At 64.4% G+C, this 23,630-nt stretch carries 17 protein-coding genes and 1 tRNA gene; 12 read left to right on the plus strand and 6 right to left on the minus strand.

The genetic code is table 11. The features are described 5' to 3' along the window. Positions 1-836: hypothetical protein (locus tag VGE27_RS10430; protein ID WP_331049587.1), on the minus strand; the 836-nt coding region annotated here is incomplete at its 3' end. 217 nt (positions 837-1,053) lie between these two features. Here VGE27_RS10430 and VGE27_RS10435 point away from each other — a divergent pair. Together VGE27_RS10435 and VGE27_RS10440 are read left to right on the plus strand one after the other, a co-directional pair. Further along, positions 1,054-2,844, plus strand: coding sequence for a HupE/UreJ family protein (locus VGE27_RS10435; protein ID WP_331049588.1), 1,791 nt, complete (start codon positions 1,054-1,056; stop codon positions 2,842-2,844). Between the two features lie 2 nt (positions 2,845-2,846). Beyond that, a complete protein-coding gene (locus VGE27_RS10440) occupies positions 2,847-5,036 on the plus strand; it encodes a PQQ-binding-like beta-propeller repeat protein (RefSeq protein ID WP_331049589.1) in 2,190 nt (729 codons plus the stop codon). Positions 5,037-5,184: 148 nt separating this feature from the next. Here the strand turns inward: VGE27_RS10440 and VGE27_RS10445 are convergent, their stop codons facing one another. Beyond that, positions 5,185-6,228, minus strand: a complete 1,044-nt coding sequence (locus VGE27_RS10445; protein ID WP_331049590.1) for a hypothetical protein — start codon at positions 6,226-6,228, stop codon at positions 5,185-5,187. Between the two features lie 191 nt (positions 6,229-6,419). Here VGE27_RS10445 and VGE27_RS10450 point away from each other — a divergent pair, with 191 nt between their 5' ends. Then, positions 6,420-7,805 carry an MATE family efflux transporter gene (locus tag VGE27_RS10450; RefSeq protein ID WP_331049591.1) on the plus strand — a complete coding sequence of 462 codons (1,386 nt, stop codon included), beginning with the start codon at positions 6,420-6,422 and terminating at the stop codon, positions 7,803-7,805. A gap of 134 nt (positions 7,806-7,939) precedes the next feature. Beyond that, complete coding sequence (locus tag VGE27_RS10455) at positions 7,940-8,368, plus strand: hypothetical protein (RefSeq protein ID WP_331049592.1); 429 nt, start codon at positions 7,940-7,942, stop codon at positions 8,366-8,368. Positions 8,369-8,441: 73 nt separating this feature from the next. On the opposite strand, the gene VGE27_RS10460 is transcribed toward VGE27_RS10455, so the two are convergent. Beyond that, positions 8,442-9,596: a DUF4097 family beta strand repeat-containing protein gene (locus VGE27_RS10460; RefSeq protein WP_331049593.1), complete on the minus strand. Its 1,155-nt coding sequence runs from the start codon at positions 9,594-9,596 to the stop codon at positions 8,442-8,444. Positions 9,597-9,798: 202 nt separating this feature from the next. Here VGE27_RS10460 and VGE27_RS10465 point away from each other — a divergent pair, with 202 nt between their 5' ends. After that, positions 9,799-11,067: a M20/M25/M40 family metallo-hydrolase gene (locus VGE27_RS10465; protein ID WP_331049594.1), complete on the plus strand. Its 1,269-nt coding sequence runs from the start codon at positions 9,799-9,801 to the stop codon at positions 11,065-11,067. A 15-nt stretch (positions 11,068-11,082) separates the two neighbouring features. Here the strand turns inward: VGE27_RS10465 and VGE27_RS10470 are convergent, their stop codons facing one another. Continuing rightward, complete coding sequence (locus tag VGE27_RS10470) at positions 11,083-12,591, minus strand: amidase (protein WP_331049595.1); 1,509 nt, start codon at positions 12,589-12,591, stop codon at positions 11,083-11,085. 16 nt (positions 12,592-12,607) lie between these two features. Continuing rightward, complete coding sequence (locus tag VGE27_RS10475) at positions 12,608-13,069, minus strand: thiol-disulfide oxidoreductase DCC family protein (protein WP_331049596.1); 462 nt, start codon at positions 13,067-13,069, stop codon at positions 12,608-12,610. Between the two features lie 107 nt (positions 13,070-13,176). Here VGE27_RS10475 and VGE27_RS10480 point away from each other — a divergent pair, with 107 nt between their 5' ends. Both VGE27_RS10480 and VGE27_RS10485 read left to right on the plus strand, forming a co-directional pair. Continuing rightward, positions 13,177-15,069, plus strand: a complete 1,893-nt coding sequence (locus VGE27_RS10480) for an ATP-binding cassette domain-containing protein (protein ID WP_331049597.1) — start codon at positions 13,177-13,179, stop codon at positions 15,067-15,069. A 101-nt stretch (positions 15,070-15,170) separates the two neighbouring features. Continuing rightward, a complete protein-coding gene (locus VGE27_RS10485) occupies positions 15,171-17,129 on the plus strand; it encodes a DUF885 family protein (RefSeq protein WP_331049598.1) in 1,959 nt (652 codons plus the stop codon). 197 nt (positions 17,130-17,326) lie between these two features. Here the strand turns inward: VGE27_RS10485 and VGE27_RS10490 are convergent, their stop codons facing one another. Then, positions 17,327-19,396, minus strand: coding sequence for a prolyl oligopeptidase family serine peptidase (locus tag VGE27_RS10490; RefSeq protein WP_331049599.1), 2,070 nt, complete (start codon positions 19,394-19,396; stop codon positions 17,327-17,329). Between the two features lie 331 nt (positions 19,397-19,727). Between VGE27_RS10490 and rplS the strand changes: the two genes are divergently transcribed. The 5 genes from rplS to VGE27_RS10515 all read left to right on the plus strand — a co-directional run bounded on the left by rplS (position 19,728) and on the right by VGE27_RS10515 (position 22,881). Continuing rightward, the gene (gene rplS / locus VGE27_RS10495) at positions 19,728-20,084 is read left to right on the plus strand and encodes a 50S ribosomal protein L19 (protein WP_331049600.1); all 357 of its coding nucleotides are present in this window, start codon (positions 19,728-19,730) and stop codon (positions 20,082-20,084) included. A 40-nt stretch (positions 20,085-20,124) separates the two neighbouring features. Next, a complete protein-coding gene (locus VGE27_RS10500; protein ID WP_331049601.1) occupies positions 20,125-20,817 on the plus strand; it encodes a ribonuclease HII in 693 nt (230 codons plus the stop codon). Next, positions 20,810-21,658 (plus strand): SDR family oxidoreductase, encoded by an 849-nt coding sequence (locus tag VGE27_RS10505; RefSeq protein WP_331049602.1) that lies wholly within the window; start codon positions 20,810-20,812, stop codon positions 21,656-21,658. The genes VGE27_RS10500 and VGE27_RS10505 overlap by 8 nt, the downstream gene beginning before the upstream one ends. 277 nt (positions 21,659-21,935) lie before the next feature. Then, positions 21,936-22,604: an OmpA family protein gene (locus VGE27_RS10510; RefSeq protein WP_331049603.1), complete on the plus strand. Its 669-nt coding sequence runs from the start codon at positions 21,936-21,938 to the stop codon at positions 22,602-22,604. 204 nt (positions 22,605-22,808) lie between these two features. Then, a tRNA-Lys gene (locus VGE27_RS10515) sits at positions 22,809-22,881 on the plus strand. Positions 22,882-23,630: the final 749 nt, after the last annotated feature.

The following is a 23,630-nucleotide window of genomic DNA, read 5'->3' on the forward strand; positions in this document are numbered from 1 at the left end:
ACGAAGCTGCCGTCCTTGCGGAACACCTGGATGCGATCGTTGGGACGGTCGCACACATACACCAGGCCGTCGGACGTGGGCTCGGCGCAGTGCACCGGATTCCGGAACTGCTGGATGAGCGGTGCCGACGGATCGTATGGCGGCGTGCGCGCGTCGTCGGGCTTGTTGCCATAGGCGCCCCAGTATCGCTTGAGCTTCCCGGTGTTCATGTCGAGCACGGCCACACGCTTGTTGCCGTAGCCGTCGGAGACGAATGCCTCGCCGGCCTTGGCATCGAACGAGATCTTGGCGACGCGTCCGAAGTGTGTGCTGTCGTTGCTGTTGGACGGCTGCTTGGGCGTGCCGTATTGCGCGAGGAACTTGCCGTCGCGCGTGAACTTGAGGATGTGCGAATCGTTGGCGCCATTGCCGCCGATCCACACGTTGTCCTTGTCGTCGAGTGTGATGCCGTGATTGGACGACGGCCATTCGTAGCCAGCGCCGGGTCCGCCCCAGGCCCGCACGAAGTTGCCGTTCGGGTCGAACTCCACGATCGGCGGTGCCGACGAGCAGCACTCATCCGGCGCACCCTTGGCCGTGGACTCGGTGCGCTGGTTCAGTGTGGAGTCGCCGCGGTGGATGATGAAGACGTGGTCGCGGCTGTCGACACCCACGCCGATGACGGAGCCCAGGATCCAGTGGTTGGGCATGGGGCGCGGCCAGAGCGGGTCGACTTCGAACCGTGGGGCCTGCACGGTCTGCATGTCATCGGCCTGCAGCGTGGTATGCAGGGCACCAAGTGCCGCGAGGGAGACGAGCAGCGCCGTCCAGCGTGCCGAGAGGCGGACCTTCCGCATCGGATACTCCATGAGGTGGGAACCCCGTGTGCAATTGCGGGGCGAGGAGATAAGTTCTTGCGGCGCCCCGGGCCGCCCGCTGTGACCGCATGAAGCGGCATGGGGGCAGGGCGCTCCCACCAGCCGTCGAAACGACGGTGAAGCGCCCCCGAAGCACCATGAAGTGCCCCACCTAAGTAACCCGCCCGTTCCCACCTGTCCAGACGTGCCGTTGCGCGTGTCGACCTTCTGCAAGTTCCTGCTCGCGCTCTGCGCCGCGTTGATCGTGAGTGTGATTCCACGATCGACGGCATCGGCACACGAAATCCCGCGCCATGTGGCGGTGCGGGCGTTTGTGATGCCGCAGGCTGATCGTGTCCGGCTGTTGGTGCGCATTCCCATGGATGCCGTGCGTGATGTGGAGTTCCCGCTGCGTACGGATGCACGCGATGGGGCGGTCGATGTCGCACGCCTCACGCCGTTCCTGCATGACGCGGCCCGGTTGTGGGTGGCCGATGGGATCCGGCTGCGCGACGGTGGCGAAGCGCTGCCGTCTCCCGATGTGATCGCCGTGAGAGCGGCGATGCCCGGCGACCGGGCCTTCGAGCAGTGGAGCACCGCGCTCACCGCCGTGGAAACACAGCCGTTGGCGGATACCGTGCGCATCGCGCCGCTGCAGCTGTCGCTCGATGTGCTGCTCGAGGTGCCGTTGGCGAAGCCGGTGACCGACCTCGTCCTCGAACCGCAGTGGGCGCACCTGGGCATCGAGACGACCACGGTGATGCGGCTCGTGTTGGCCGATGGCGCGGAGCGGCTGTTCACGTGGAATGGCAATCCAGGCTCGGTGCGTCTCGATCCGTCGTGGTGGCATGCCGCAGCACGCTTCGTGGGGCAGGGAGCGCTGCACATGTTCGGTGGCATCGATCACGTGCTGTTTGTGCTCTGTCTCGTGCTGCCGTTCCGGCGTGTACGGCCGCTGATCGGGATCGTCACGGCGTTCACGATTGCACACTCCATCACGCTGGCCGCGGCCGCGTTGGGCTATGCGCCCGATGTGCAGTGGTTTGCGCCGTTGGTGGAAGTGGTGATCGCGGCGTCGATCGTGGTGCTGGCGCTCGAGAACATTGTGGGTGCGAAGCTCGAACGCCGCTGGATGATGGCGTTTGTCTTCGGTCTCGTGCACGGCTTCGGGTTTTCGGCGGTGCTGCAGGAGGAGTTGCAGTTTGCCGGTGGTCACCTGCTGACGGCGTTGGCCGCGTTCAATGTGGGCGTGGAGCTCGCGCAGGTGGTGGTGCTGCTGGTGGCCGTGCCAGTACTGGACTACGTGTTTGCGAAGATGATCCCCGAGCGCCCCGGTGTGATCGTGGCCTCGGCGCTGGTGGCGCATGAGGCCTGGCACTGGATGGGTGATCGCGCGTCGGCATTGCAAGGCATGACGCTGGCGATGCCGGCGTTTGATATCGACTTCTGGCTGGTGGTGATTCGCGTGGCGATGATCGTGCTCGTGCTGGTGGGACTGATGTGGGCGCTGTCGGGTGTGATGACGCGGTTGCAGCAACCGAAGACGAAGGTGTCGGCACTGACGTGGCTGGTGTTGCTGGGTGGCGGGCTTGTCGGCAGTGCCGTGACGGGGAGACCGCTCGAAGCACAGGCGGCACCACGTTCGACCATGGCGGGGGTGTACACCACCGCGCAGGCGAACAAGGGCAAGGAAGTCTTTGCCAGTTCCTGCCTCGGCTGTCATACCACAGCGTCGCATATGGGCGCGGCTTTCGAACTCAAGTGGTTCGGGCGCCCGTTGTTCGATCTGTTCGACTATCTCAGCCAGTTGATGCCGAAGACGGCGCCTGGCACGCTGACCGAAGACGAGTACGTGTGGGTGACCGCATACATTCTGCGGCTCAATGGCATGCCGGCGGGCAAGACGGAATTGTCGGCCGAACCGGCGTGGCTCAAGGCAGTGCGCGTGGATACGGCGAAAGCGCCGGTGGCACGCGGTGGGGAATACACTGAACGCAACCGGGAGTGATGATGACGCGACGTGGGACCGCGAAGCTCGTGGCCTTGGCCACGATTGCTGCAACAGTGGGAGGTGCGCTGCTCGTGCAGGCGGGCACGTCGACGGCGCAGCCCGGCAAGCCGCTCGAGCGTGGCAATGCCTATGGGGAATGGCGTCATTGGGGCGCCGACCAGTGGAGCACGCGCTATTCGCCGCTCGAACAGATCAATGCCACCAACTTCGACTCGCTGCAGGTGGCGTGGGAGTGGAAGGGCGGCGCGTTCGGCAAGGACGAGTACTATCGCACCACGCCGTTGTATGCGAACGGCCGCTTGTTCACGGTCGCGAGCACACGGCGTGTCGCCACGGCCCTCGATCCCTCCACGGGCGAGACCCTGTGGATGTATCGCCTCGACGAAGGCATTCGTTGGCAGAAGGCTCCGCGTCAGTTCGCGGGACGTGGTGTGTCGTATTGGACCGACGGTGCGCGTGAACGCATCCTGCTGGTGACGCCGGGATATCATCTCGTCTCGCTCGATGCAAAGACGGGCAAGCCAGACGCCGCGTTCGGCAAGAGCGGCGTGATCGACCTCATGGAAGGTCTCGGCTATCCGATGGTACCACTCGCCGTAGATGACTCGGGTCCGCTCATCATCTCCGACGCGGCGCCGTATCGCAAAGCCAAGCCGGGCGAGACATGGGATCCGGTGAAGAAGATCGGTGCCGACGGCACGGTTGGCATCGAGGGCCAGATCGCGGCCAGCTCACCGGCGATGGTGGTGGGCAATGTGCTCATCGTCGGTAACTCGTCGATTCACGGCTACTACCCGATCAAGGCCAGCAATCCGATCGGCACGGTACGCGCGTTCGATATCCCGACGGGTCGCCTGTTGTGGAAGTTCAATCTCGTGCCGCAGCCTGGTGAGTACGGTGCCGATAGCTGGAAGAATGGTTCCAAGCAGGGCACCAAGGGTGTGGGCAAGGTGGACGCTTGGGCGCCGTATGCGGCCGACGAACAGCTCGGACTCGTGTACATCCCGGTGGGCATGCCGCTCATGGACGAATACGGCGGTCATCGCCCGGGCGACAATCTCTTCGGCAACAGTCTGGTCGCACTCGATGTGAAGACGGGCAAGCGGAAGTGGCACTTCCAGATGGTGCACCACGACATCTGGGACTACGACGCGCCGATGGCACCGAACCTGATGGACGTGACGGTGAACGGCCGTGCACGCAAGGTGGTGGCACAGCCGACCAAGCAGGGCTGGTTGTACGTGTTCGATCGTGCGACCGGTGAACCCATCTGGCCGATCGAGGAAAAGCCGGTGCTGGCGAGTGGCGTGCCGGGCGAGAAGTCGGCGCCCACGCAGCCGATTCCGTCCAAGCCGGCGCCGTATTCGCAGCAGGGCTTGGTGGAAGCCGATCTCATCGACTATATGCCGGCCATCAAGGATTCGGCGCTCGCGCTGGCCAAGAAGTGCCGCATGGGACCGTACTACATTCCGCCAGCGGCAAACGATGGCAAGGACAGCACGGGCTTCCGCTGCGCGTGGTATGCCCCGGGCGCGAGTGGTGGTGTGAACATCGATGGTGGTGCCACGATGGATCCGGAAACGGGTCTTCTGTATGTCGCATCCATCACGGGCCTCAGCACCACGTCGCTGGCCAACGATCCGTGTTCGGAATTCGCCTACAGCTCACCGGCCGCCAACTGCGGTCTGATCGGTGCGCTGCCGGCGCCGGCGGGCTACAAGAAGCCGGAGAACGTGGGCTTCGCGGGGCGTGCTTCGGGCTCGATGATCGGCGGTATTTCCATCGTGAAGCCCAAGGAATACGGCGGCATCACGGCGTACGACATGAAGAGCGGCGACAAGGCGTGGTGGATGCCGAACGCCGGTTTCATCAAGCAGACGAGCCGCGATCCGCTCTGGAGTGGTGTGAACATCCCGCAGTTGCCGGGACGTGGTCAGGCGCAGGCGATCACCACCAAGTCGCTCGTCATCTATGGCACGGGCCGCAGCGGTGGTTTGCCGGGTGAACCGCCGAAGCTCTTCGCGCTCGACAAGAAGACCGGCAAGCAGGTGGGCGCACTGGAAATTCCGGCCAAGACCACCGCCGTGCCGATGACGTTCCTGCACAAGGGCGATCAGTACATCGTCTTCGCGACCGGCGCCGAGGAGAACACCAGCCTCGTCGCGCTCAAGCTGCCACGCAAGCGCTAGGCGGGGCGAGAACCGCGAACAGCGGGTGGAACACAGATCGCGCAGATACAAAAACAATCCCACAGATACAGCATTTTTGTGTTGTATCTGTGGGTTTCAGTTTATCTGTGGAATCTGTGTTCCCACCGCTGTTCCTTAGCGGCCAGCGCTATTTCTTGCGTTCGTAGCGCTTGAGTGCCTTCTGTCCGACCTCTGCACCATAAATGTTGCCGGCCGCATCGACAGCCACGCCTTCTGCACTGGAGGTGCTGGGCGGCTTGGCTTCCGGGTCGGGAATGAATGCCGTGACCACGCCGGTGCGCGCACTGCCGATGCGGATGCCGCGTACCCAGGCGCCATGTGGCGGGTTCACAGAGCCTGACTCGGAATCGGCCACGTAGATCGAGTCGCGCGAGTCGATCCAGATGCCGCTCGGTCGGCTGAACTGATACCAGGTGTCGAGCACCTTGAACTGCTCGTCGACGATCAGGATACGGTCATTGCCGCGATCGCCGATGAACAGGCGACCGCGTGAATCGATGGCGAGTGCATGCGGCTGGTCGAGCTGGCCATCGCCCTTGCCGAACGTGCCCCACGTGCGCTTGAGCTTGCCCGCCTTGTCGAACACCAGCACGCGGGCGTTCGCACCCGCGCGCGACGAATGGCCCTCGGCCACGTAGATGTCGCCGTTGCGCGCCGTGATGACGGCGTTGGGCTGCCAGAAGAACGCGCTGTCGCGGCCGCCACCGGGGGCACCCAGCGTCATGAGCAGTTCGCCCTTCGGCGAGAACTTGTAGATCTGGTGTCCCTTTCCCTGTGGAGCCGGCGTGTTGCCGCCTCCGGTACAGGCGCAGTCGACTACCCAGATGTTGCCGTCACGGTCCACATGAATGCCGTGCGGTGACAGGATCATGCCCGCACCGAACGATGCGACCAGCGTACCGCGTTCGTCGAACTTGAGCACCGATGGCAGCGTGGACGCAGCGCAGGAGTTCACGCCGCAGCGTTCTGCGACCCAGATGCTCTTGCCATCCTTGTCGATGGCCACCGCGCTGGTGGAGCCCCAGGTGCGGCCGCTGGGGAGCTTGGCCCAACCCTCGACCGTTTGGAACGGATTGGGGCGGTCATTGACGGGTGGCATGGAGGCGCTGGATTGCCCCATGGCGGGAGACGCGAATGCGGCGAGCGCCGCAGCCACAGTGAGACGACGCATGAGAGGCGGGAGGAAGGGACGGGCGTCGGTGGGAAGGTCAGGAACCCGCGAGGAACATGGACCGCAGGCCTCCTCCCGGCAATGTATGAATCAGGTCGGGAAACAGGCCTGGTGATATTGCGCGGCCTGTCCCGGTACGCCAGCGTTCCCGCACGCTCGCGTCACGCCGACGCGTCGACCGGGCGCCCACCTTGGCTTCATCTCTTGTGCGCGATCTCACTCACGGCTCCATCCCGAAGCACATCGTGCGGCTGGCCCTGCCGATGGCCGCTGGCATGATCTTCCAGACGATGTACTTCCTGGTGGACCTCTGGTTCGTCGCGCGCCTGGGTGATGCCGCGGTGGCCGGTGTGAGCGCCGCCGGCAATGTGCAGTACATCGTCATGTCGCTCACCCAGGTGCTGGGTGTGGGGACGATGGCACTCATCTCGCACGCCGTGGGCCGCAAGGATCGCGACGACGCAAACCTGATCTTCAATCAGAGTGTCGTGTGGGCCGGCGTGTGCGCCGTGATCACCGTGCTGGGTGGCTACCTGCTGTGCGAGTACTACATGCGCACCGTGGGTGCCGATGCGGCCACGCACGATGCCGGCGTCACCTATCTGCGCTGGTTCATTCCCGGGCTCGGCTTGCAGTTTGCGCTGGTGTCCATGGGCGCTGCGCTGCGCGGCACCGGTATCGTGAAGCCCATGATGGTCGTGCAGATCCTCACCGTCATTCTCAACATCGTGCTCGCGCCGGTACTCATTGCCGGATGGGGCACAGGGCGTGCGCTCGGTGTGGCCGGCGCCGGTCTCGCCAGCACTATCGCCATCGCGGCTGGCGTCATGCTGATGCTCGGGTACTTCTTTCGCCTCGAGCACTATGTGTATTTCCAGCGCGCCCTGCTCACGGTGCGCATGGATGTGCTGCGGCGCATGCTCAAGATCGGCGTGCCACCGGGCGCCGAGTTCGCGCTGATGTTCGTGTTCACGGGCGTGAACTACTTTGTGATCCGGGACTTCGGCGCTGCTGCGCAGGCGGGCTATGGCATCGGCGCCCGCGTCATGCAGTCCATCTTTCTGCCGGCGATGGCCATCGCCTTTTCGGCCGCGCCGCTGGCCGGACAGAACATGGGTGCCGGGCACCTCGACCGCGTACGCGACACATTCCGCTGGGCCGTGATTCTCGGCAGCGGATTGATGGTGGTGCTCACGCTCATCTGCCAGTGGCGCCCGGAGCTGTTCGTGCAGGGGTTCACCAACGAAGCCGCCGTGATCGTGGTGGCCGCGGAGTTCCTGCGCATCATCTCGTGGAACTTCGTGACGACGGGCATCAACTTCACCTGCAGCGGAATGTTTCAGGCGCTCGGCAACACGCTGCCATCGCTGCTGAGCAGCGCATCCCGCCTGCTCACGTTTGCCTTGCCGGCGCTGTGGCTCTCGCGGCAAGATGGTTTCAAGTTGCGGCATCTTTGGTGGCTATCGGTGGTGACCACCACCGCGCAGGCCCTCTTCGCCATCTGGTTGTTGCGCAGGGAAATCGCTCGTCGAGAGGCGGTGAAGCCACCGGTGAATCCGCAGGCGGTGCCGGCGTGATGCGCAGCATGCAATCTCTTTGCGCTCTTCGTGTCGTGGTTGGGTCGCCAATGAGAGTCGCCGCGCTTGCGATTGCTCTCCTCGCGGGCAGCGGGTGCGCGCCATCCGAGCCGGCCACGCCACGGCAGGCCGTGATGCAACTCTACGCCATGCTCGACGCGCTTGGGGTGCGAGGCGTACCCGATGCCGAGCAACTGCGCGCGCTACGCCCGTTCCTCGGAGACTCGCTGGCGAATGCATTGGCCAGCGCCGATGCTGCGCGCACGACCGCTGCTCAACGTGCACCAGACGAAAAGCCGCCCTTTGTCGATGGCGATCCGTTCAGCAGCCTGTTCGAGGGACGCACGGATGCCCGCCCGGACACCGTGATTTCGCACGCTGACACCGCGTTCGTGGTGATGGCGTTTTCGAATGCCACGCAGCGGCCTGCGGTGAACTGGAAAGACACTGTCGTGGTGACGCGTGCACAGGGTCGCTTCGTGGTGGCCGATATTCGCTACGGCACCGCATGGGAGTTCGGCTTCACGGGACGATTGCTGAACGTGCTGCACAGCGAGCCCTGAGAACCACAGCGGGGCACACCGAAATCCGGCGTGCCCCGCGCATCGTGTAGCAACCCCCAAACAGTGGGCTGGATCAGGAGCCCCGGATCAGTCGCACCGAACCCGATCCCGTCTCCACCCGAAGTCTTCCACGCCCATCGCCGATGGTGCCATGCAGCTCACGGCGCGCGAAGCGGCTGGTGGTGATCGGGAAGTCCGTCGTGATGCCGCCGCTGCCCGTTTCGATATCGACCGTGGCGCCAAAGTTGGAGGGCACGGTGATGCTCACCGAACCGGAGCCTGATTCGACCGATGCCGAGCGCGGGGACTGACGAAGGTCGAGCGTGACACCGCCGCTGCCGGCGTCGACGGTGATGCTGCCGGCGGAGGTCTCCATGAGCCGGACGCTGCCCGAACCGATGTCGATGTCGAGACGATCGCATACGGCGCCCGTGCCGCCCACTCCGCCCGAGCCGGTGTCGATGGAGCAGTCGTCGGCCTTGACGCGATCAATGGTCACGCCGCCGGATCCCGTATCCAGTCGCAGCGAGGGGCCGCGCGTGTCGCGCACAACGATGCTGCCAGAGCCGTTGTCGATGTCGAGAATACCCTGCACACGCTCGGCGGTGATGCGCGCCGAGGCGGCATCGAGCGACAGGTCGGCATCCACATCGTAGGCCTTGAGTTCGCCCACCAGCAGGTTGGCGTCGAACTTCTGTCCATCGGGCACCAGCACGCGGATGTCGGCCCACGCCTCGAGACCATTGCCCCGCGAACTGATGCGCACCTTGCGACCATCGCGCCATGAATTGTCGCCGCCCCAGGTCCCGTCGGAGCGGATGCGGGATTCGGTCGATCCCCACGACCGTTCCCCACCGCGATCATACACGATCTGGTCGTCGGGGTAGATCACGCGCAGGGTCGGAATGCCGCGCACATCACCCGTTTCGATGCGCAACTGACGTGCATCGGCGCCGCGCCGCGTGATCTCGAACTCCACATTGCGCCCGCGGCCCCGCTCGATGCGTACTTCGCCAACGAGATTGTAGAGCGCGACACGGCTGCCGCTGAGCGACTGGCGTTCGGTTTGTGCGGCAAGCGGATTGAAGACCGGGAAGACCGACACCAGCACGGCGCTCGCCACGGCCCCCGCCAGCGTAAGGGCCAGGGAGTGCGGGTGCCGCGTGGTCCTGCGGCCGGCTTCGGTGCGCGCACCGGTTCCGGGACGGGTGGACAGGTCGAGGGGCATGGGTCCGGAAGTGACTGAGGTTTGCACCCTGACACGACCGTGTCGGACGTGGCAGGTTTGAGTCGTGATTGGGGCAGGGCACTCTCGTCCTGCCAACGTTTCGACAGAGCCTTCCGTCAGCAGGGTTTGAACGGGTCACGAAGTTCCTTGTCCGGTTCACCGTCCGTGTTGCCGGTTCGCGCCGCTCCTTCCATCCCCGACCATGCTCTCTCGCCGCTTCCGTGTCCCGCTCGCGCCGGCGCTCGTCGCCTGGGTCGCGCCGGTGATCGCCCCCGCGATTGCATCGCCCCTCCACGCGCAAGGCGCCGTGTTGCCCGCCGCACCGGTGGTGATCGACTCCACCGATCCCGTCGCCGTGATGGTGTCGCAGCTCGATCTCGGTCGGTACAAGGCTACCATCAAGGGGCTGACGCAGTTCGGTGACCGGCGCCAGGGCACCAAGCGCAACCGCGATGCCGTCGACTGGATCGAAGCGCAGCTCAAGAGCTATGGCTGCACCAACACCGAGCGCATCACCTACGAGTACAATCCGCCCGCACCGACGCCGCGCCCCGCAGGCGGAGCAGGCAATGCCCCTGCCAATCGTCCGCCGGCCAACCCGGTGGCGGCAGGCGGCGGACGTGCCCGTGGCATTCGTACCCGCACCGGCGTGAACAACGACTCCCTGCGTCAGCCTGATGCGCGCCTGCGGGCGCTGAATGCGGAGCCCAGCACGCCGGGCATGCGGCAGGAAGTGTATTGCACGAAGGTGGGCACCACGCGTCCCGACGAGATGTACATCATCGGTGGGCATATGGACGGCATTGGCTGGGGCGAAGCGGCGAACGATGACGCCTCGGGTTCAGCCATTGTGATGGAGCTCGCGCGCATCTTTGCCGATCCGCGTGTGCAGACGGAGCGTTCCGTGCGCTTCATGCTGTGGAACAACGAAGAGACCGGCCTGAATGGTGCACGCGCCTATGTGGACCAGCGCGCCAAGCTGCAGGGCATTGAAGAGCCGAAGGGGTCAGGCAAGTATCCCGAACCCAAGTGGTTGGGCATGATTCAGCACGACATGATGATGTTCGATCATGGCATGCCCAAGGCTGACGGCAGCATCCCCAAGGACCAGCGCCCTGAGGCCGATGTGAACATCGAGTTCCAGTCCAACTCGAAGATGGCCAAGCAGTCGGCGGAGCTCGCGTGGTTGCTGCATGGCGCGAACGCCAAGTATGCCACGGACCATCCGGCGCAGGTGGGGCCGCACATGACCAACACCGACTCGGGTCCGTTCCAGGATCTCATCGCCGCAGTGAGCCTGCGCGAGAACGAGCGTGGCACGCAGGTGGGCAGCGGTTGGGATCCGCACTGGCACCAGCCCACCGATGTGTTTGCGACGTTCAGCGATGCGGACTTCCGCCTGGGGCTCAACGCTGCGCAGACCACGCTCGGCGCGGTGGCCAAGCTCGTGGGCGCGACGGTGAAGAAGTAAGACTGTCCTTGTGGGTCAGCGCGATGCCGCCACCATCGGCGGCACGCGCGAAGCCCATGGGCGCGCCTGCTCGAGTTGGCCCGCCAGGCGAAAGAGTGTGGCTTCGTCGCCAAAGCGACCCACCACCTGCGTGCCGATGGGCAATCCCTCGGCGTTCCAGAACAGTGGCACTGACATGGCCGGTTGTCCGGTCACATTGAACAGCGGTGTATACGGCATGAAGCTGAAGACTTTCTTGGCCGTTTCATCGAGCAGTCCCGCCATGCGCAACGCGCCACCAATACCCAGTCGCCCAAAGAGCGCCAGCGCAAACCGTTCGGCGCCGTTGGGCTGCAGCATGCCGATGGGAAATGGCGGCAGCGCCAGTGTGGGCGTGACCAGCACATCGTAGCGTGAGAAGAACATGCCCACGATGCGCCCCGCGTGCTGCAGACGACGCACACTGGTGGCGTAATCGGAGGCACCGAAGCTGCGGCCCACGAGCCCCAGCGCCCACGTGGCCACCTCTACGTCATCGGAACGCGGTGCGCGGCGCAGTTGTTCACCCAGCCAGTCGATGTCGGCACGCGCTTCCGCGGCCACGATGGTGAGGAAGTCTCGGGCCAAGGTGCGGCCATCCAGCACCGGCGCCGCACGTTCCACTTGATGCCCGAGGCTGGTCAGCAGTGATTCGGCATCGCTGAGCGCGGCCTCGCAATCGACGTGCACCGTGTCGCCAAAGAACGGCGTGGAGGTCACGGCAACGCGCAGTGTCCCCGGATCGCGCGTGACTTCATCGAGATAGCGACCGCTGAACGCCGGCATGGCCACCGGTGTGCCCACGTCCTCGCCCATGGTGACATCGAGCATCGCGGCGCAGTCGCGCACCGAGCGGGTGATGACATGCTCCTGCACAAACCCGCGCCACGAATCACCGATATCCGGCCCCATGGGCATGCGCCCGCGCGACGGCTTGATGGAGAACACCCCATTGCACGACGCGGGAATGCGCAGTGAGCCACCACCATCTCCGCCATGCGTAATCGGCACCATACGGGCGGCGACGGCCGCACCGGACCCACCGCTCGATCCGCCCGGTGTGCGCTCCACATTCCACGGATTGCGCGCCGGACCAAGCGCCTGACTTTCCGTGAACGGTGTGAGCCCAAACTCCGGAGTGTTGGACTTGCCCACGAATACGGCGCCGGCACGCCGGTAGCGCGCGACCAGCTCGGTGTCCTGCTGGGGCACCACCTGCTGCAGCACGCGCGTGCCAAAGCTCGTGGGCACCCCAGCGATGTTGGCCAGCAGATCCTTGATCAGCATCGGCACACCGGCAAATGGCGCATCCGGTGGAAGCTTCGCCGCCATGTCCCGCGCGAGATCGTCCAGCGGTCTGACCACCGCATTCAATGCCGGATTGCGATCGGCAATGCGGGCCAGCGCCGCCTCGGTCACTTCGGTGGCCGAGATTTCGCGGCGGGCGATGAGGCCGGCCAATGCGAGGCCGTCGAGCGTGTCGTATTCGGGAAAGGGCAGAGCCATGCGGAATCCTGCCGTGTCAGTCGAGAAAACGCGAGGGACCGACGAGGAAGGGCAGCAGGCAGCGCTGGGCCTGGAGACCCAGACGGCGACGCGCGACGGCGTCATACATCGCATCCCGCAAACGTCGGGGAACGACACGGCCAATGAACCCCAGTATCCGCCACGGTCCGCCCAGATAGCGCAGCACTGCCAACACGGCGTCCGACTTCACCAGGATGTGGTGGTCGTCGGGCGCTGCGGGCACCCACACCACCGAGTCGACATTCAGAGCGGTGGGAAACCTTCGGCGCATCGTTTCGGCGAACACACCCTGCAGTTGCGCAAAACGGACGGGCGGGCGATCGCTGTCGAGGGCCCGCTGCTCGTGGGCCAGCACGAACTGCACCGATTCCGCGCATACGCCGCATTCCCCGTCGTACAGCAGCACCGGAGACCGAACAGGCGGGGCGGACAGGTTTCCGCTCAGGGCATCAGCCATTTCCAAGTATACATGTTGGCACCCGCGGATCCCGGTCAGGTCAAGGCGTTGCGCGAGGCGGCGGCAGGGGGCAGCTTGCGCCCCATGACGAGTGGGATGGGGGCCGGATGGCGCTGATTTCGTTGCAGGAGGTGACCGTCGCCTTCGGCGGACCGGCTGTGCTCGACGGTGCGAATTTCGCCATCGAACGGGCCGAGCGCGTCTGTCTGCTGGGGCGCAATGGTGCAGGCAAGAGCACGTTCATGCAGGTGCTCGATGGGACGCTGACCCCCGATGGCGGTCTGGTGGTACGTCAGGGTGGGGTGACGGTGGCCCGCCTCGAGCAGGATGTGCCCCGCACGCTCACGGGTTCGATCTTCGATATCGTGGCTTCCGGGTTGGGTGAGCGAGGGCGCCTGCTCACGGCCTATCACGAAGCGTCGCAGCGGGTGAGCACCGACCACTCCGATGCCGCGCTCGCGGAGCTCGATCGACGTCACCGCCAGATCGACGCCGCCGATGGCTGGCAGCTCCATCGCCGCGTGGAAACCGTGCTGCAACATCTGGGACTCGATGCCGATGCGCTGATCCAGCACGCGTCCGGTGGTCGCACCCGACAGACGCTGCTTGCACGTGCACTCGTGAGCGCGCCCGATGTGCTGCTGCTCGACGAGCCCACCAACCATCTCGACATCGATGCGATCGAGTGGATGGAGGAGTACCTCATCGCGCAGGGCATCACGCTGGTCTTTGTCACGCACGACCGCGCGTTCCTGCGGCGCGTGGCCACGCGGGTCGTCGAGCTTGATCGTGGCCAGCTCGTGGACTTCGGCAACAGCTACGAGACCTATCTCGAGCGCAAGGAGTCGATGCTGCATGCCGAGTCCAAGGCGTGGGAAGACTTCGACCGTCGCCTCGCGCAGGAAGAGGTGTGGATCCGCACCGGTATTCAGGCCCGCCGTACCCGCAACGAAGGCCGCGTGCGGGCCCTGGAGTCGATGCGTGTGGAGCGTTCGGAGCGACGCGAGCGGCTGGGTACCACGCGCGCGCAGGTGCAGGAAGCCGAGCGCTCGGGGCGCCTCGTCATCGAGACCCAGGGGTTGACGTTTGCGCATGGTGATCGGCCCATCGTGCGCGATCTCACCACCACTATCATGCGTGGGGATCGTGTGGGACTCATCGGTCCCAACGGTTCGGGCAAGACCACGCTCATTCGCTTGCTGCTTGGTGAGATCGCGCCGCAGGCGGGGGCGGTTCGCCACGGCACGAATCTCGAGATCGCGTACTTCGATCAGTTGCGCGAGCAGCTCGATCCCGAGCTTTCAGTATTCGACAGCATCGGTGATGGCACCGAGTGGGTGCAGATCGGCACTGAACGGCGCCACGTGCACGGGTATCTGCAGGACTTCCTGTTCTCGGCGGAGCGCGCGCGCACACCGGTCCGCGCCCTGAGTGGTGGTGAGCGCAATCGCCTCTTGCTCGCGCGTTTGTTCACGCGGCGCTTCAATGTGCTGGTGCTCGACGAGCCCACCAACGATCTCGACATGGAGACGCTCGACGTGCTCGAATCGCTCCTGCTGGGATTTGGGGGCACCGTACTGCTGGTGTCGCACGACCGCGCATTTCTCGATGCGGTGGTCACGAGCACGCTGGTGTTTGACCGACCGGGGCAGGTGAACGAGTACGTGGGGGGATACACCGACTGGCTGCGTCAGCGACCGCCGGTGGAGGCACCGGTGGCGGCGCGGGCGGCTGCATTGCCGGTGGCTGTTGCCACCGCTGCGCCGGTCAAGGAAAAGAAGCGCAAGCTGTCGTTCAAGGAGAACGCCGAACTGGAGGCGCTCCCTGATCGTATCACCGCAGCGGAGGAGGAGCGTGACCGCTGCTACGCCGATCTGGCTGACCCCAATGTGCTGCGCGATGGTGCGCGGGTGGTCGCGATTCAGGCGCGCGCCGAAGAGCTGGAAGCGTCGCTGTTGGCGATGATGGAGCGGTGGGAAGCGCTGGAATCGTTGCGCTGACACTGGGGGCACGACAAGTTCTGCGGCGGTTCATCCGGCATTGCGGATGACCGCCGATGTTTTGTCGATACATCATTCCCGTGCCTCTGGAGCTTGCCACCATGCGTGGTCGCACCGCCGCGTCATCGTCCGCACTGATCATGGCGATCACCGCCCTCGTCCTGCCATCACAGGATGCGGCCGCGCAGATGGCAGGTATTCCCGCCACGACCCGCCAGGTCTTCCCGGCGGACCCGAAAGCCAGTGTGCCGGCGCTGACGTCATTCATGAGCAGCACCTCGGGCGAGATGGCCGATATCATCTCGCGCTTCTCGGCCGACGCGGGGGCACTGCAACGGCGGTACGACACACCCGACTCGCCATCACGACGCAATCGGCTGCGGGTCTTTTACACGACGTGGCGGCAGCGGCTCACTGAACTCGACTTCGGCAAGCTCTCGCAGGAGGGCAAGGTCGACTATGTGTTGCTCGACAATCATTTACGCTACCAGCTCGATCTCATGGGGCGTGATGACAAGGACCTCAAAGAAACTGCCGTGCTGCTGCCGTTCTCTCCGGCGCTGCTCAAGCTGCAGGAAGACCGTCGGGAACTGATGACGGTGGACGGCCAGAAGGCCGCACGTCTGCTGGCGGACATCACCAAGCAGGTGGACAGTCTGCGCACACTGCTCGAGCCCGCGCCGGCACGGGCGGCTGGTGACACAACGGCCCGTGCGCCAAGACCCGCACCGCCGCGTGTATCGCGCACGGTGGCCAATCGGGCCGCCGATGAAGTGGATCAGGTGCGCAACGTCGTGACCACCTGGTATCGCTACTACAACGGCTACGATCCGCTGTTCTCGTGGTGGGTGACCAATCCGTGGCAGCGCCTGGATGAATCCTTGCGCCGGTATGCCCAGACGGTGCGTCAGCGTCTGGTGGGCATTCAGGTCGCCAACGCGGCGCCTGCGGGTGGCGCTCCCGGTGGGGCAGGTGCTGCGCAGCCGGCGACGCGCAATGCTGCGGCGGCGAATGAGCCCATCATCGGCGACCCGATTGGTGCGGACGGTCTCGCCATGGATCTGCGCCACGCCATGATCCCGTACACGGCGGAAGAGCTCATTGCGATCGCCGAGCGTGAGTACGCGTTCAGCGAAGCGGAAGCGAAGAAGGCCGCACGCCAGATGGGGCTGGGCGATGATTGGAAGGCGGCGATGGAGAAGGTGAAGGACACCTATGTGGAACCCGGCAAGCAACCCGACCTCATTCGCGATCTCGCCAACGAAGCGGAAGCGTTCTTCGAGGGGCACGATTGGGTGACGATCCCCGCGCTGGCGCGGGAAGACTGGCGTATGGAGATGCTCTCACCCGAGCGGCAGCGTGTCAGCCCGTTTTTCCTCGGTGGGGAGAACATCCTCGTGTCATATCCGACTAACGATATGACCGAGGAGGAGAAGTTCATGAGCCTCCGCGGCAACAACCCGCATTTTTCACGGGCCGTGGTGTTCCACGAACTCAATCCCGGGCATCACCTGCAGGGGTTCATGACGGCGCGCTACAACGCGCATCGACGTCTGTTCTCCACGCCGTTCTGGAACGAGGGCAATTCGCTGTACTGGGAGATGTTCCTGTGGGATCGCGACTTCCATGTGCGCCCCGAAGACCGACTTGGTGCACTGGCGTGGCGCATGCATCGCAGTGCCCGCATTGTCTTCTCGCTCAGCTTCCACCTCGGCAAGATGACGCCGGAGCAGTGCATTGAATATCTGGTGGACAAGGTGCCGTTCGAGCGTGCCAACTCCGAGGCCGAAGTGCGGCGTTCGTTCAACGGCAGCTATTCACCCATCTATCAGGCGGCGTACATGCTGGGCGGGTTGCAGCTGCGGGCGTTGTACAAGGAACTGGTCATGTCGAAGAAGATGACCGACCGACAGTTCCATGATGCCATTCTGCAGGGCGGTCCGATGCCCATTGCCATGGTGCGTGCTCGTCTGGCCAAGACCCCCCTCACACGAGAAGGGGCAGCGCCGTGGCGATTTGCCGAGGAATTGCCGGCGCCGCGGCCGTTTCCGGTGAAATGACCTTGTGCACCCCAGCCAGTCCGACCTACAACCTGCAGCTTACAGCTTAGAACCAAGCTCCCTAGAACCTGCTACCATTCCCGCTGTTCAAGCAGAATGGATGATGGGTTTGAGGGAGCTCGGTGATACGCTCTATGTCTTAGGTGTTAGGTGGGACAGGCTTGGGTTTGCTATTCGGACAGCAACAACGGGTGGCGTCAGGTGAAAGCGGGAGTGACGCCAAATTGATGAAGCATGAAGGCGAAGACATCCGCCGTTTCTTCGATCTGCTTGGTCAGTGACGAACTGCCGTGGCCCGACTTGGTCTCAATGCGAATAAGGACCGGTGCCGAACCTGCATGGGCTTCCTGCAATCGCGCCGCGAACTTGAAGCTGTGGGCCGGCACGACACGGTCGTCGTGGTCAGCCGTGGTAATGAGTGTGGCGGGATAGCGCACACCATCGCGCAGGTTGTGCAGCGGCGAGTAGGCGTGCAGATACCCAAACGACTCGGCATCGTCACTCGATCCGTAGTCGGCGATCCAGTTCCACCCGATCGTAAAGGTGTGGAAACGCAGCATGTCCATCACTCCGACGGCGGGCAGGGCCACTGCGGCCAGGTCGGGACGTTGTGTCATCACCGCACCCACCAGCAGGCCGCCGTTCGACCCGCCCTGCATGGCCAGGCGTTCGCTGCGTGTGTAGCCGTTGGCGATCAGCCATTCGGCCACGGCGATGAAGTCGTCGAACACATTCTGTTTGTGTTCCTTCATGCCCGCCTGATGCCAAGCCTCCCCGTATTCGCCGCCACCGCGGAGGTTGGCCTGCACGAACACACCGCCTTGCTCGAGGAAAGCCACGCGCAGTGCGCTGAATGCCGGCGGCAATGACACGTTGAAGCCGCCGTAGCCGTACACAAGCGTGGGGTTGTTGCCATGGAGGACGAGACCTTTGCGCGCCACGATGAACGCCGGCACGCGGGTGCCATCCTTGCTCGTCACGAACACCTGACGCGTCTCGAACTGCGACGGGTCGAACGGCAACGTCACGGCGCGATACACCGTACTCACGCCAGTCGCGAGATCATAGCGATATACGGTGGCTGGCGCGGTGAACGACGTGAACGTGTAAAACACCGACTGCGCATCACGCTCGCCATCAAAACCGATCGCGGTGCCCAGTCCGGGCAGCTCCACGTCGCGAATGTGGGTGCCGTTGTACGCATGCATTGCCACGCGCGAAGTGACATCGCGCAGATGCAGCGTGAACAGCCGGCCGCCGGCGGTGTGCACCGACTCGAGCGGTTCTTCGCGCTCCGCGATCACCACCTGCCACTGATCTTCAGCCGGATGGCGCGGGTCCACACGCACAACGCGCTGATTCGGCGCGCCGCGGTTGGTGAGGATCAGAAGCGCATCGTCGTCGTTGTCGAGCACGCGCAGCTGATCGTCGAACTCGGTCCAGACGGGCATCCAGCCTGCTTCCGGACGACGCGCGTCCTGCACCAGCACGGCGTTGCCATCCTTGCCCTGGCCGCGGTCACTGATTTCGAGCACGGCGAACCGTTCGTCCTCGGTGGTACCCAGGATGTGAAAGCGCTGGGGATGCTCGGGGTCGTGGTAGATGAGGCGGTCGTCGGCCTGGTTGGTGCCCAGCGTGTGGTAGTAGACCTGATGATCTTCGTTCTTCGACGAGAAAGTCCCCTCGCCTTCGGCAGTCTCTGGGTAGCGGCTGTAGTAGAATCCGTTTCCCTGCCAGGCGATGGCCGAGACTTTGACCCAGTCGATGATGTCCGGGAGGGTCATCCTGGTGGCCAGATCGATGACCTGGATCTGCTGCCAATCCGAACCGGCGTGGCTCACCATGTAGGCGATGTAGCGCGCCTGTCCATCGAACGTCAGGCCAGCCACCCGCGTGGTACCGTCGGCCGAGAGAGTGTTGGGGTCGATCAGGACTTCTGCCGGTCCCTCTTCGCCACGCTGCAGGTAGAACACCGGCTGGTTCTGGAGCCCCTCGTTGCGGGCGAACAGCAGCCATGGCCCGCGCTGCTCGGGGGCCGAACTGCGGGGGTAGTCCACCAGGCGGGTCATGCGATCCCGGAGAGCATCGCGGAACGGGATCGATCGCAGATGGGCGAACGTCACCCCGTTTTGGGCCTCCACCCAGGCTGCCGTCTCGGCGGACCGGTCGTCTTCCAGCCATCGGAACGGGTCAGCGACTGAGGTGCCATGATAGACATCGACGGTGTCGTCTTTTCGCGTCACCGGGTATTCTGGGCGGATTGACATAGGCCGGAAGCATAAATGAGCGCCTGCCGAAATTGGGCGTCGGACCTTGGGCTATGCGCCCCTAGCGCCGGACGGCTTGGCAATTTTATGTTTCAAAGCTCCCCCGGAAACGGGGGCGATTCAATCCCGGAGATTGTGGTGTCCGCGGTCAGGACCACCCACAAAGCCCGGCGGCGATGCCACGATGATTCGGTTCGGAAGAATTCGCTTCCGGTCGCCGCGTCGACGGCCTCTCGCGACGATGTTCCTGTGGTCGGTTCTGCCGGCTGCAAGGCACTTCGAATCCGAAGGACCTGAACGGGCCCGTGGTTTCGGCGCCCTGGAGTGTACGATGCATCCGTTTATCGAGACGCAGAAGGAGTGGATGAAGGAAGTGTCGCCGTTTCGTCCTGGCGATACGGTGCGTGTCAGTGTTCGCGTGAAGGAAGGCGACAAGGAACGCGTCCAGGCCTTTGAAGGCGTCTGCATTGCGCGCCGTGGCGCCGGTGTCAGCGAGACGTTCACGGTGCGTAAGGTGTCGAACGGTATCGGTGTGGAGCGCATCTTCCCGGTGCACAGCCCGATGCTGGCCGACATCGTTGTGGTGCGTCGTGGCGCCGTGCGCCGCGCGAAGCTGTACTACCTGCGCGACGTGACGGGCAAGGCTGCCCGCATCAAGGAGCGCAAGGTCATTCGCCCGGCCAAGTAAGGCCGAGCGGTCGCGTTCTCGTCGAGTCCACAGCTGCGCGATGGCGCGCTGGAGCCCGATCGAGCGCACACTGCGCGCAGAACATGGTCCACTCCTTGTCGGGGTGGATGAAGTCGGACGGGGCCCCCTCGCGGGCCCCGTCGTCGCATGTGCCATTGTCATGCCCGCCGACCGTCGGGCCATCGCGGGCGTGGACGACTCCAAGAAGCTCGATCACGCCACCCGTGTCACACTCGCCGCGCGTATTCGCGAGCAGGCGCTGGCGCTTTCACTCGGCGCCGCCAGTGCCCGTGAAGTGGACCGGCTCAACATCTACCATGCCACGGTCCTCGCCATGCAGCGGGCGCTCGGTCGCATCCCGCAGCGACTTGGCACCGATCCCCATCACGTGGTCGTGGACGGCAAGCCACTCCGCACGCTCGGCCTCGTGCACACCGCGGTGGTGAAGGGCGATGCCAAGTGTTATGCGATCGCCTGTGCCTCTATCGTGGCCAAAGTCACGCGTGATCGCCTGATGACCGCCCTCGCGCGCCGGCACGGGCACTACGCCTGGGAACGGAATGCTGGCTATGGCACCGTGCAGCATCGCGATGGGATCGGCACGCATGGCCTGACGTCGCACCATCGTCTCAGCTTCTGCCTCAATGTGCAGACGTCGCTGGCGCTCGATGACCAGACGCCCGACACACCGCACGAAGCCTCAATCCTTCTGCCGGAGTTCTCCGATGACTGATGCGCTGACCGCTGTCTTTCGCCCCGGCCTGCTCAATGGACAGGTGGCGCTCGTCACCGGTGGTGGCACCGGCATTGGACTGGGCATCTCGGAGCTGCTCGCCGAACTGGGCGCGCACGTGGTTATCGCGAGCCGCAAGGCGGACAATGTGCAGCGCGCGGTGCAGGGCATTGTGGCCAAGGGCCAGTCGGCCAGCGCGGTCACGCTCGATGTGCGCAACGCTGACCAGGTGAAGGAGGTGGTGCAGGGCATCGCCGCACAGCATGGGCGTCTCGATGTCCTGGTCAACAACGCCGCTGGCAACTTCTACGCGCCCAGCGCCACCCTGTCGCCGAATGCCTGGAAGAGCGTGGTGGAGATCGACCTGTACGGCACGTTTCACTGTTCACAGGCCGTTTATCCCATCATGGCCCAGCAGGGCGGAGGGCGCATCATCAGCACCTCCATGACGCTGCACTACCGGGGTTGGCCGCTGATGGCGCACGCGACGGCGGCCAAGGCGGGTGTGGACGCGCTCACACGGACTTTGGCGGTGGAGTGGGCCCCAGAGCGGATCCGGGTGAATGCCATTGCGCCGGGCCCGATTCCCACCGAAGGCGTGAAGAAGGCGTTCACACCACCCGCCGACAGTGGTGTGCCCGACCTGTTCGCGGCGGCGGAAGAGAAGATGGCCGAGTATGCCCGGACGGGGATCCCGCTGGGGCGGTGGGGCATGCCGAGGGACATCGCCAACATGGTGGCCTTCCTGGCCTCGCCGGCAGGTGACTGGATCACCGGGGCAATCTTTGTGGTGGACGGCGGCGAATGGCTGTCCAAGGGCGGTCGGCAGGGCGCCCCTTAACAGGGAAGGACTTCCCGGGGCCCATTAGGTCACCGTCTGCGCCGCCGCACCAAAAACTTCTGGCAATTTCGGGTGACTCGAATCACGGATCGTGGAAAATGGGACGAAATCGGTGATATAAGGCACTTCGCAGCCCCCTGTTCGTGAGCACTTTCAGCCTGTGGTTGATGCCCAACGCGGCGCGCACGTCGGCGCGCTCACTGCGGCCCCAACCCCGGTCACACCGAGTTCAAAGCTGGTGTGCAGTCTTACACGAAACACGAACAGGAGAACACCCATGCGATACGTCAAGTTTGCAGCTACGGCGGTGCTCGCGGCCACCACGTTGAGCGCCTGTGCTACGAAGGGCTTTGTTCGTAAGGGTCTCGAAGAGCAGCGTGTGGCGCTGGCCACGGAGCGCACGGAGCGCACGGACGCCGACGCCGCCCTGCAGAATGATGTCCGCGGTGTGCGTGGTTCGGTCGACAGCCTCCGCACCGATCTGACCGCGCTGAAGGCAGACCTCCAGACGCTGCGTACGGAATACGGCGCGAAGATCTCGGCCCTTGAAGGCGCCGTGAAGTTCGCGATGCCGGTGCACTTCGGTTTCGATGACGCCGCGGTGCGTCAGGAAGACCAGGCGGCGCTCGAGAAGTTCGCTCAGGTGGCGCAGTCGCACTACCCGGGCGCCACGATCACGGTGGAAGGATTCTCTGACCCGGCCGGCAGCGCGGCCTACAACCTCCGCCTGTCGCGTGAACGTGCCGACGCGGTGCGCGACTTCCTGGTGACGAAGGGCATGGATGGCTCGGCCCTGCGCACGGTGGGCTACGGCAAGACGCGCCTGGTGCGCCCGGGTGCCAAGGGCGACGAGTCGGGTGCGGAGCTCAACCGCCGCGTGACGTTCGTCATCGAGACGGGTGGCCAGACGACGGCCACGGTTGCGGCCATCACGTCGCCGGAGTAAAACGGCTAACCCCTCGTCCATCGACTCGGCACCACCGCGTATTGCGCACCGGTGCTGGTCGAGACGGCGGGCGAAGCGAACGGCGCGGGAGCTCAGCTCCCGCGCCGTTCGTGTTGTAAGGTGACAGTTGACCCTCATCTGCAAACCGGTGATCCTTCGTCCTCACGCGTCCCGTCAGGGATGTGGTATCGCGGTGGACCGTGAGACCGGGTAGCTCAGTCGGTAGAGCAGCGGACTTTTAATCCGTAGGTCGTGGGTTCGATCCCCACCCCGGTCACGGTCGCCCGAAATGTTAATATTAGGAATGACCGCGTTTTTGGACCTATCGGTATTTGTATATGTGCCAGGTCGACCTATGCAAACCGCATGCGATGATCCGCGACTGGCTTCTTTGCAGCCCGTAGTGTTGCGGCCGGCTCAGTCTGAAATGAAGGACCTTGGGTATGTTCTGAATTGAGTTCTTGGCGCCGTTCGCGGCGGATTCAACGCACTGCCTGTGAATACTGTAGAAGCGCGCAGACGTCTACGCACGGGCAGCCGGCAACTTTGTTGCTTTCCCTTTTGTGGGGGCACGATGCGAGTCCGTGTATTGTCCGCTGAACAGGTACCGACCAGCGGTATGCGGCGCTTTGGTCGGGCTCACGCCACTCGCGCTATGTGCTGGGTGAGGCTGCCCAACGAGCTCTCCAGGTTCTTCAAACACTAAACGAACCTTTGCCGTTGCATCGCCAAGGTGAAAGGGAGCTCCATCTCCGTCGCACAAATCGGTGCGAGCATGTTGGCGCCGAGGTGATCCTTGAAGTGCTCGTCATTCTGAAGCTTCGCCGACGTGGGGTGTGGAGCGCAATCGATGCCGGAGTGTCGAGACTCACTTGCCGACGAAGCAAAGTCCGGCGTTGAAGTGCGGAACTCAAAAGTCAGATTGTGCGCCGAAAGGGCGGTATTCCTGTGCGTGCACTCCGGCATTCACCACTCGTGGACGTCTGGGGATGATCGCACTCGTGTCGATCGCGCAGCGTTGATGCA

The sequence above is a fragment of the Gemmatimonas sp. genome, assembly GCF_036405635.1.
GTDB lineage: Bacteria > Gemmatimonadota > Gemmatimonadetes > Gemmatimonadales > Gemmatimonadaceae > Gemmatimonas.

Bases quoted from the DNA above. Each gene is read 5' to 3' on its own strand.
- VGE27_RS10440 (WP_331049589.1), top strand. From the start codon at position 2,847: ATGACGCGACGTGGGACCGCGAAGCTCGTGGCCTTGGCCACGATTGCT.
- VGE27_RS10445 (WP_331049590.1), bottom strand. From the start codon at position 6,228: ATGCGTCGTCTCACTGTGGCTGCGGCGCTCGCCGCATTCGCGTCTCCC.
- VGE27_RS10455 (WP_331049592.1), top strand. From the start codon at position 7,940: ATGCAACTCTACGCCATGCTCGACGCGCTTGGGGTGCGAGGCGTACCC.
- VGE27_RS10460 (WP_331049593.1), bottom strand. From the start codon at position 9,596: ATGCCCCTCGACCTGTCCACCCGTCCCGGAACCGGTGCGCGCACCGAA.
- VGE27_RS10465 (WP_331049594.1), top strand. From the start codon at position 9,799: ATGCTCTCTCGCCGCTTCCGTGTCCCGCTCGCGCCGGCGCTCGTCGCC.
- VGE27_RS10470 (WP_331049595.1), bottom strand. From the start codon at position 12,591: ATGGCTCTGCCCTTTCCCGAATACGACACGCTCGACGGCCTCGCATTG.
- VGE27_RS10475 (WP_331049596.1), bottom strand. From the start codon at position 13,069: ATGGCTGATGCCCTGAGCGGAAACCTGTCCGCCCCGCCTGTTCGGTCT.
- VGE27_RS10480 (WP_331049597.1), top strand. From the start codon at position 13,177: ATGGCGCTGATTTCGTTGCAGGAGGTGACCGTCGCCTTCGGCGGACCG.
- VGE27_RS10485 (WP_331049598.1), top strand. From the start codon at position 15,171: ATGCGTGGTCGCACCGCCGCGTCATCGTCCGCACTGATCATGGCGATC.
- VGE27_RS10490 (WP_331049599.1), bottom strand. From the start codon at position 19,396: ATGTCAATCCGCCCAGAATACCCGGTGACGCGAAAAGACGACACCGTC.
- rplS (WP_331049600.1), top strand. From the start codon at position 19,728: ATGCATCCGTTTATCGAGACGCAGAAGGAGTGGATGAAGGAAGTGTCG.
- VGE27_RS10500 (WP_331049601.1), top strand. From the start codon at position 20,125: ATGGCGCGCTGGAGCCCGATCGAGCGCACACTGCGCGCAGAACATGGT.
- VGE27_RS10505 (WP_331049602.1), top strand. From the start codon at position 20,810: ATGACTGATGCGCTGACCGCTGTCTTTCGCCCCGGCCTGCTCAATGGA.
- VGE27_RS10510 (WP_331049603.1), top strand. From the start codon at position 21,936: ATGCGATACGTCAAGTTTGCAGCTACGGCGGTGCTCGCGGCCACCACG.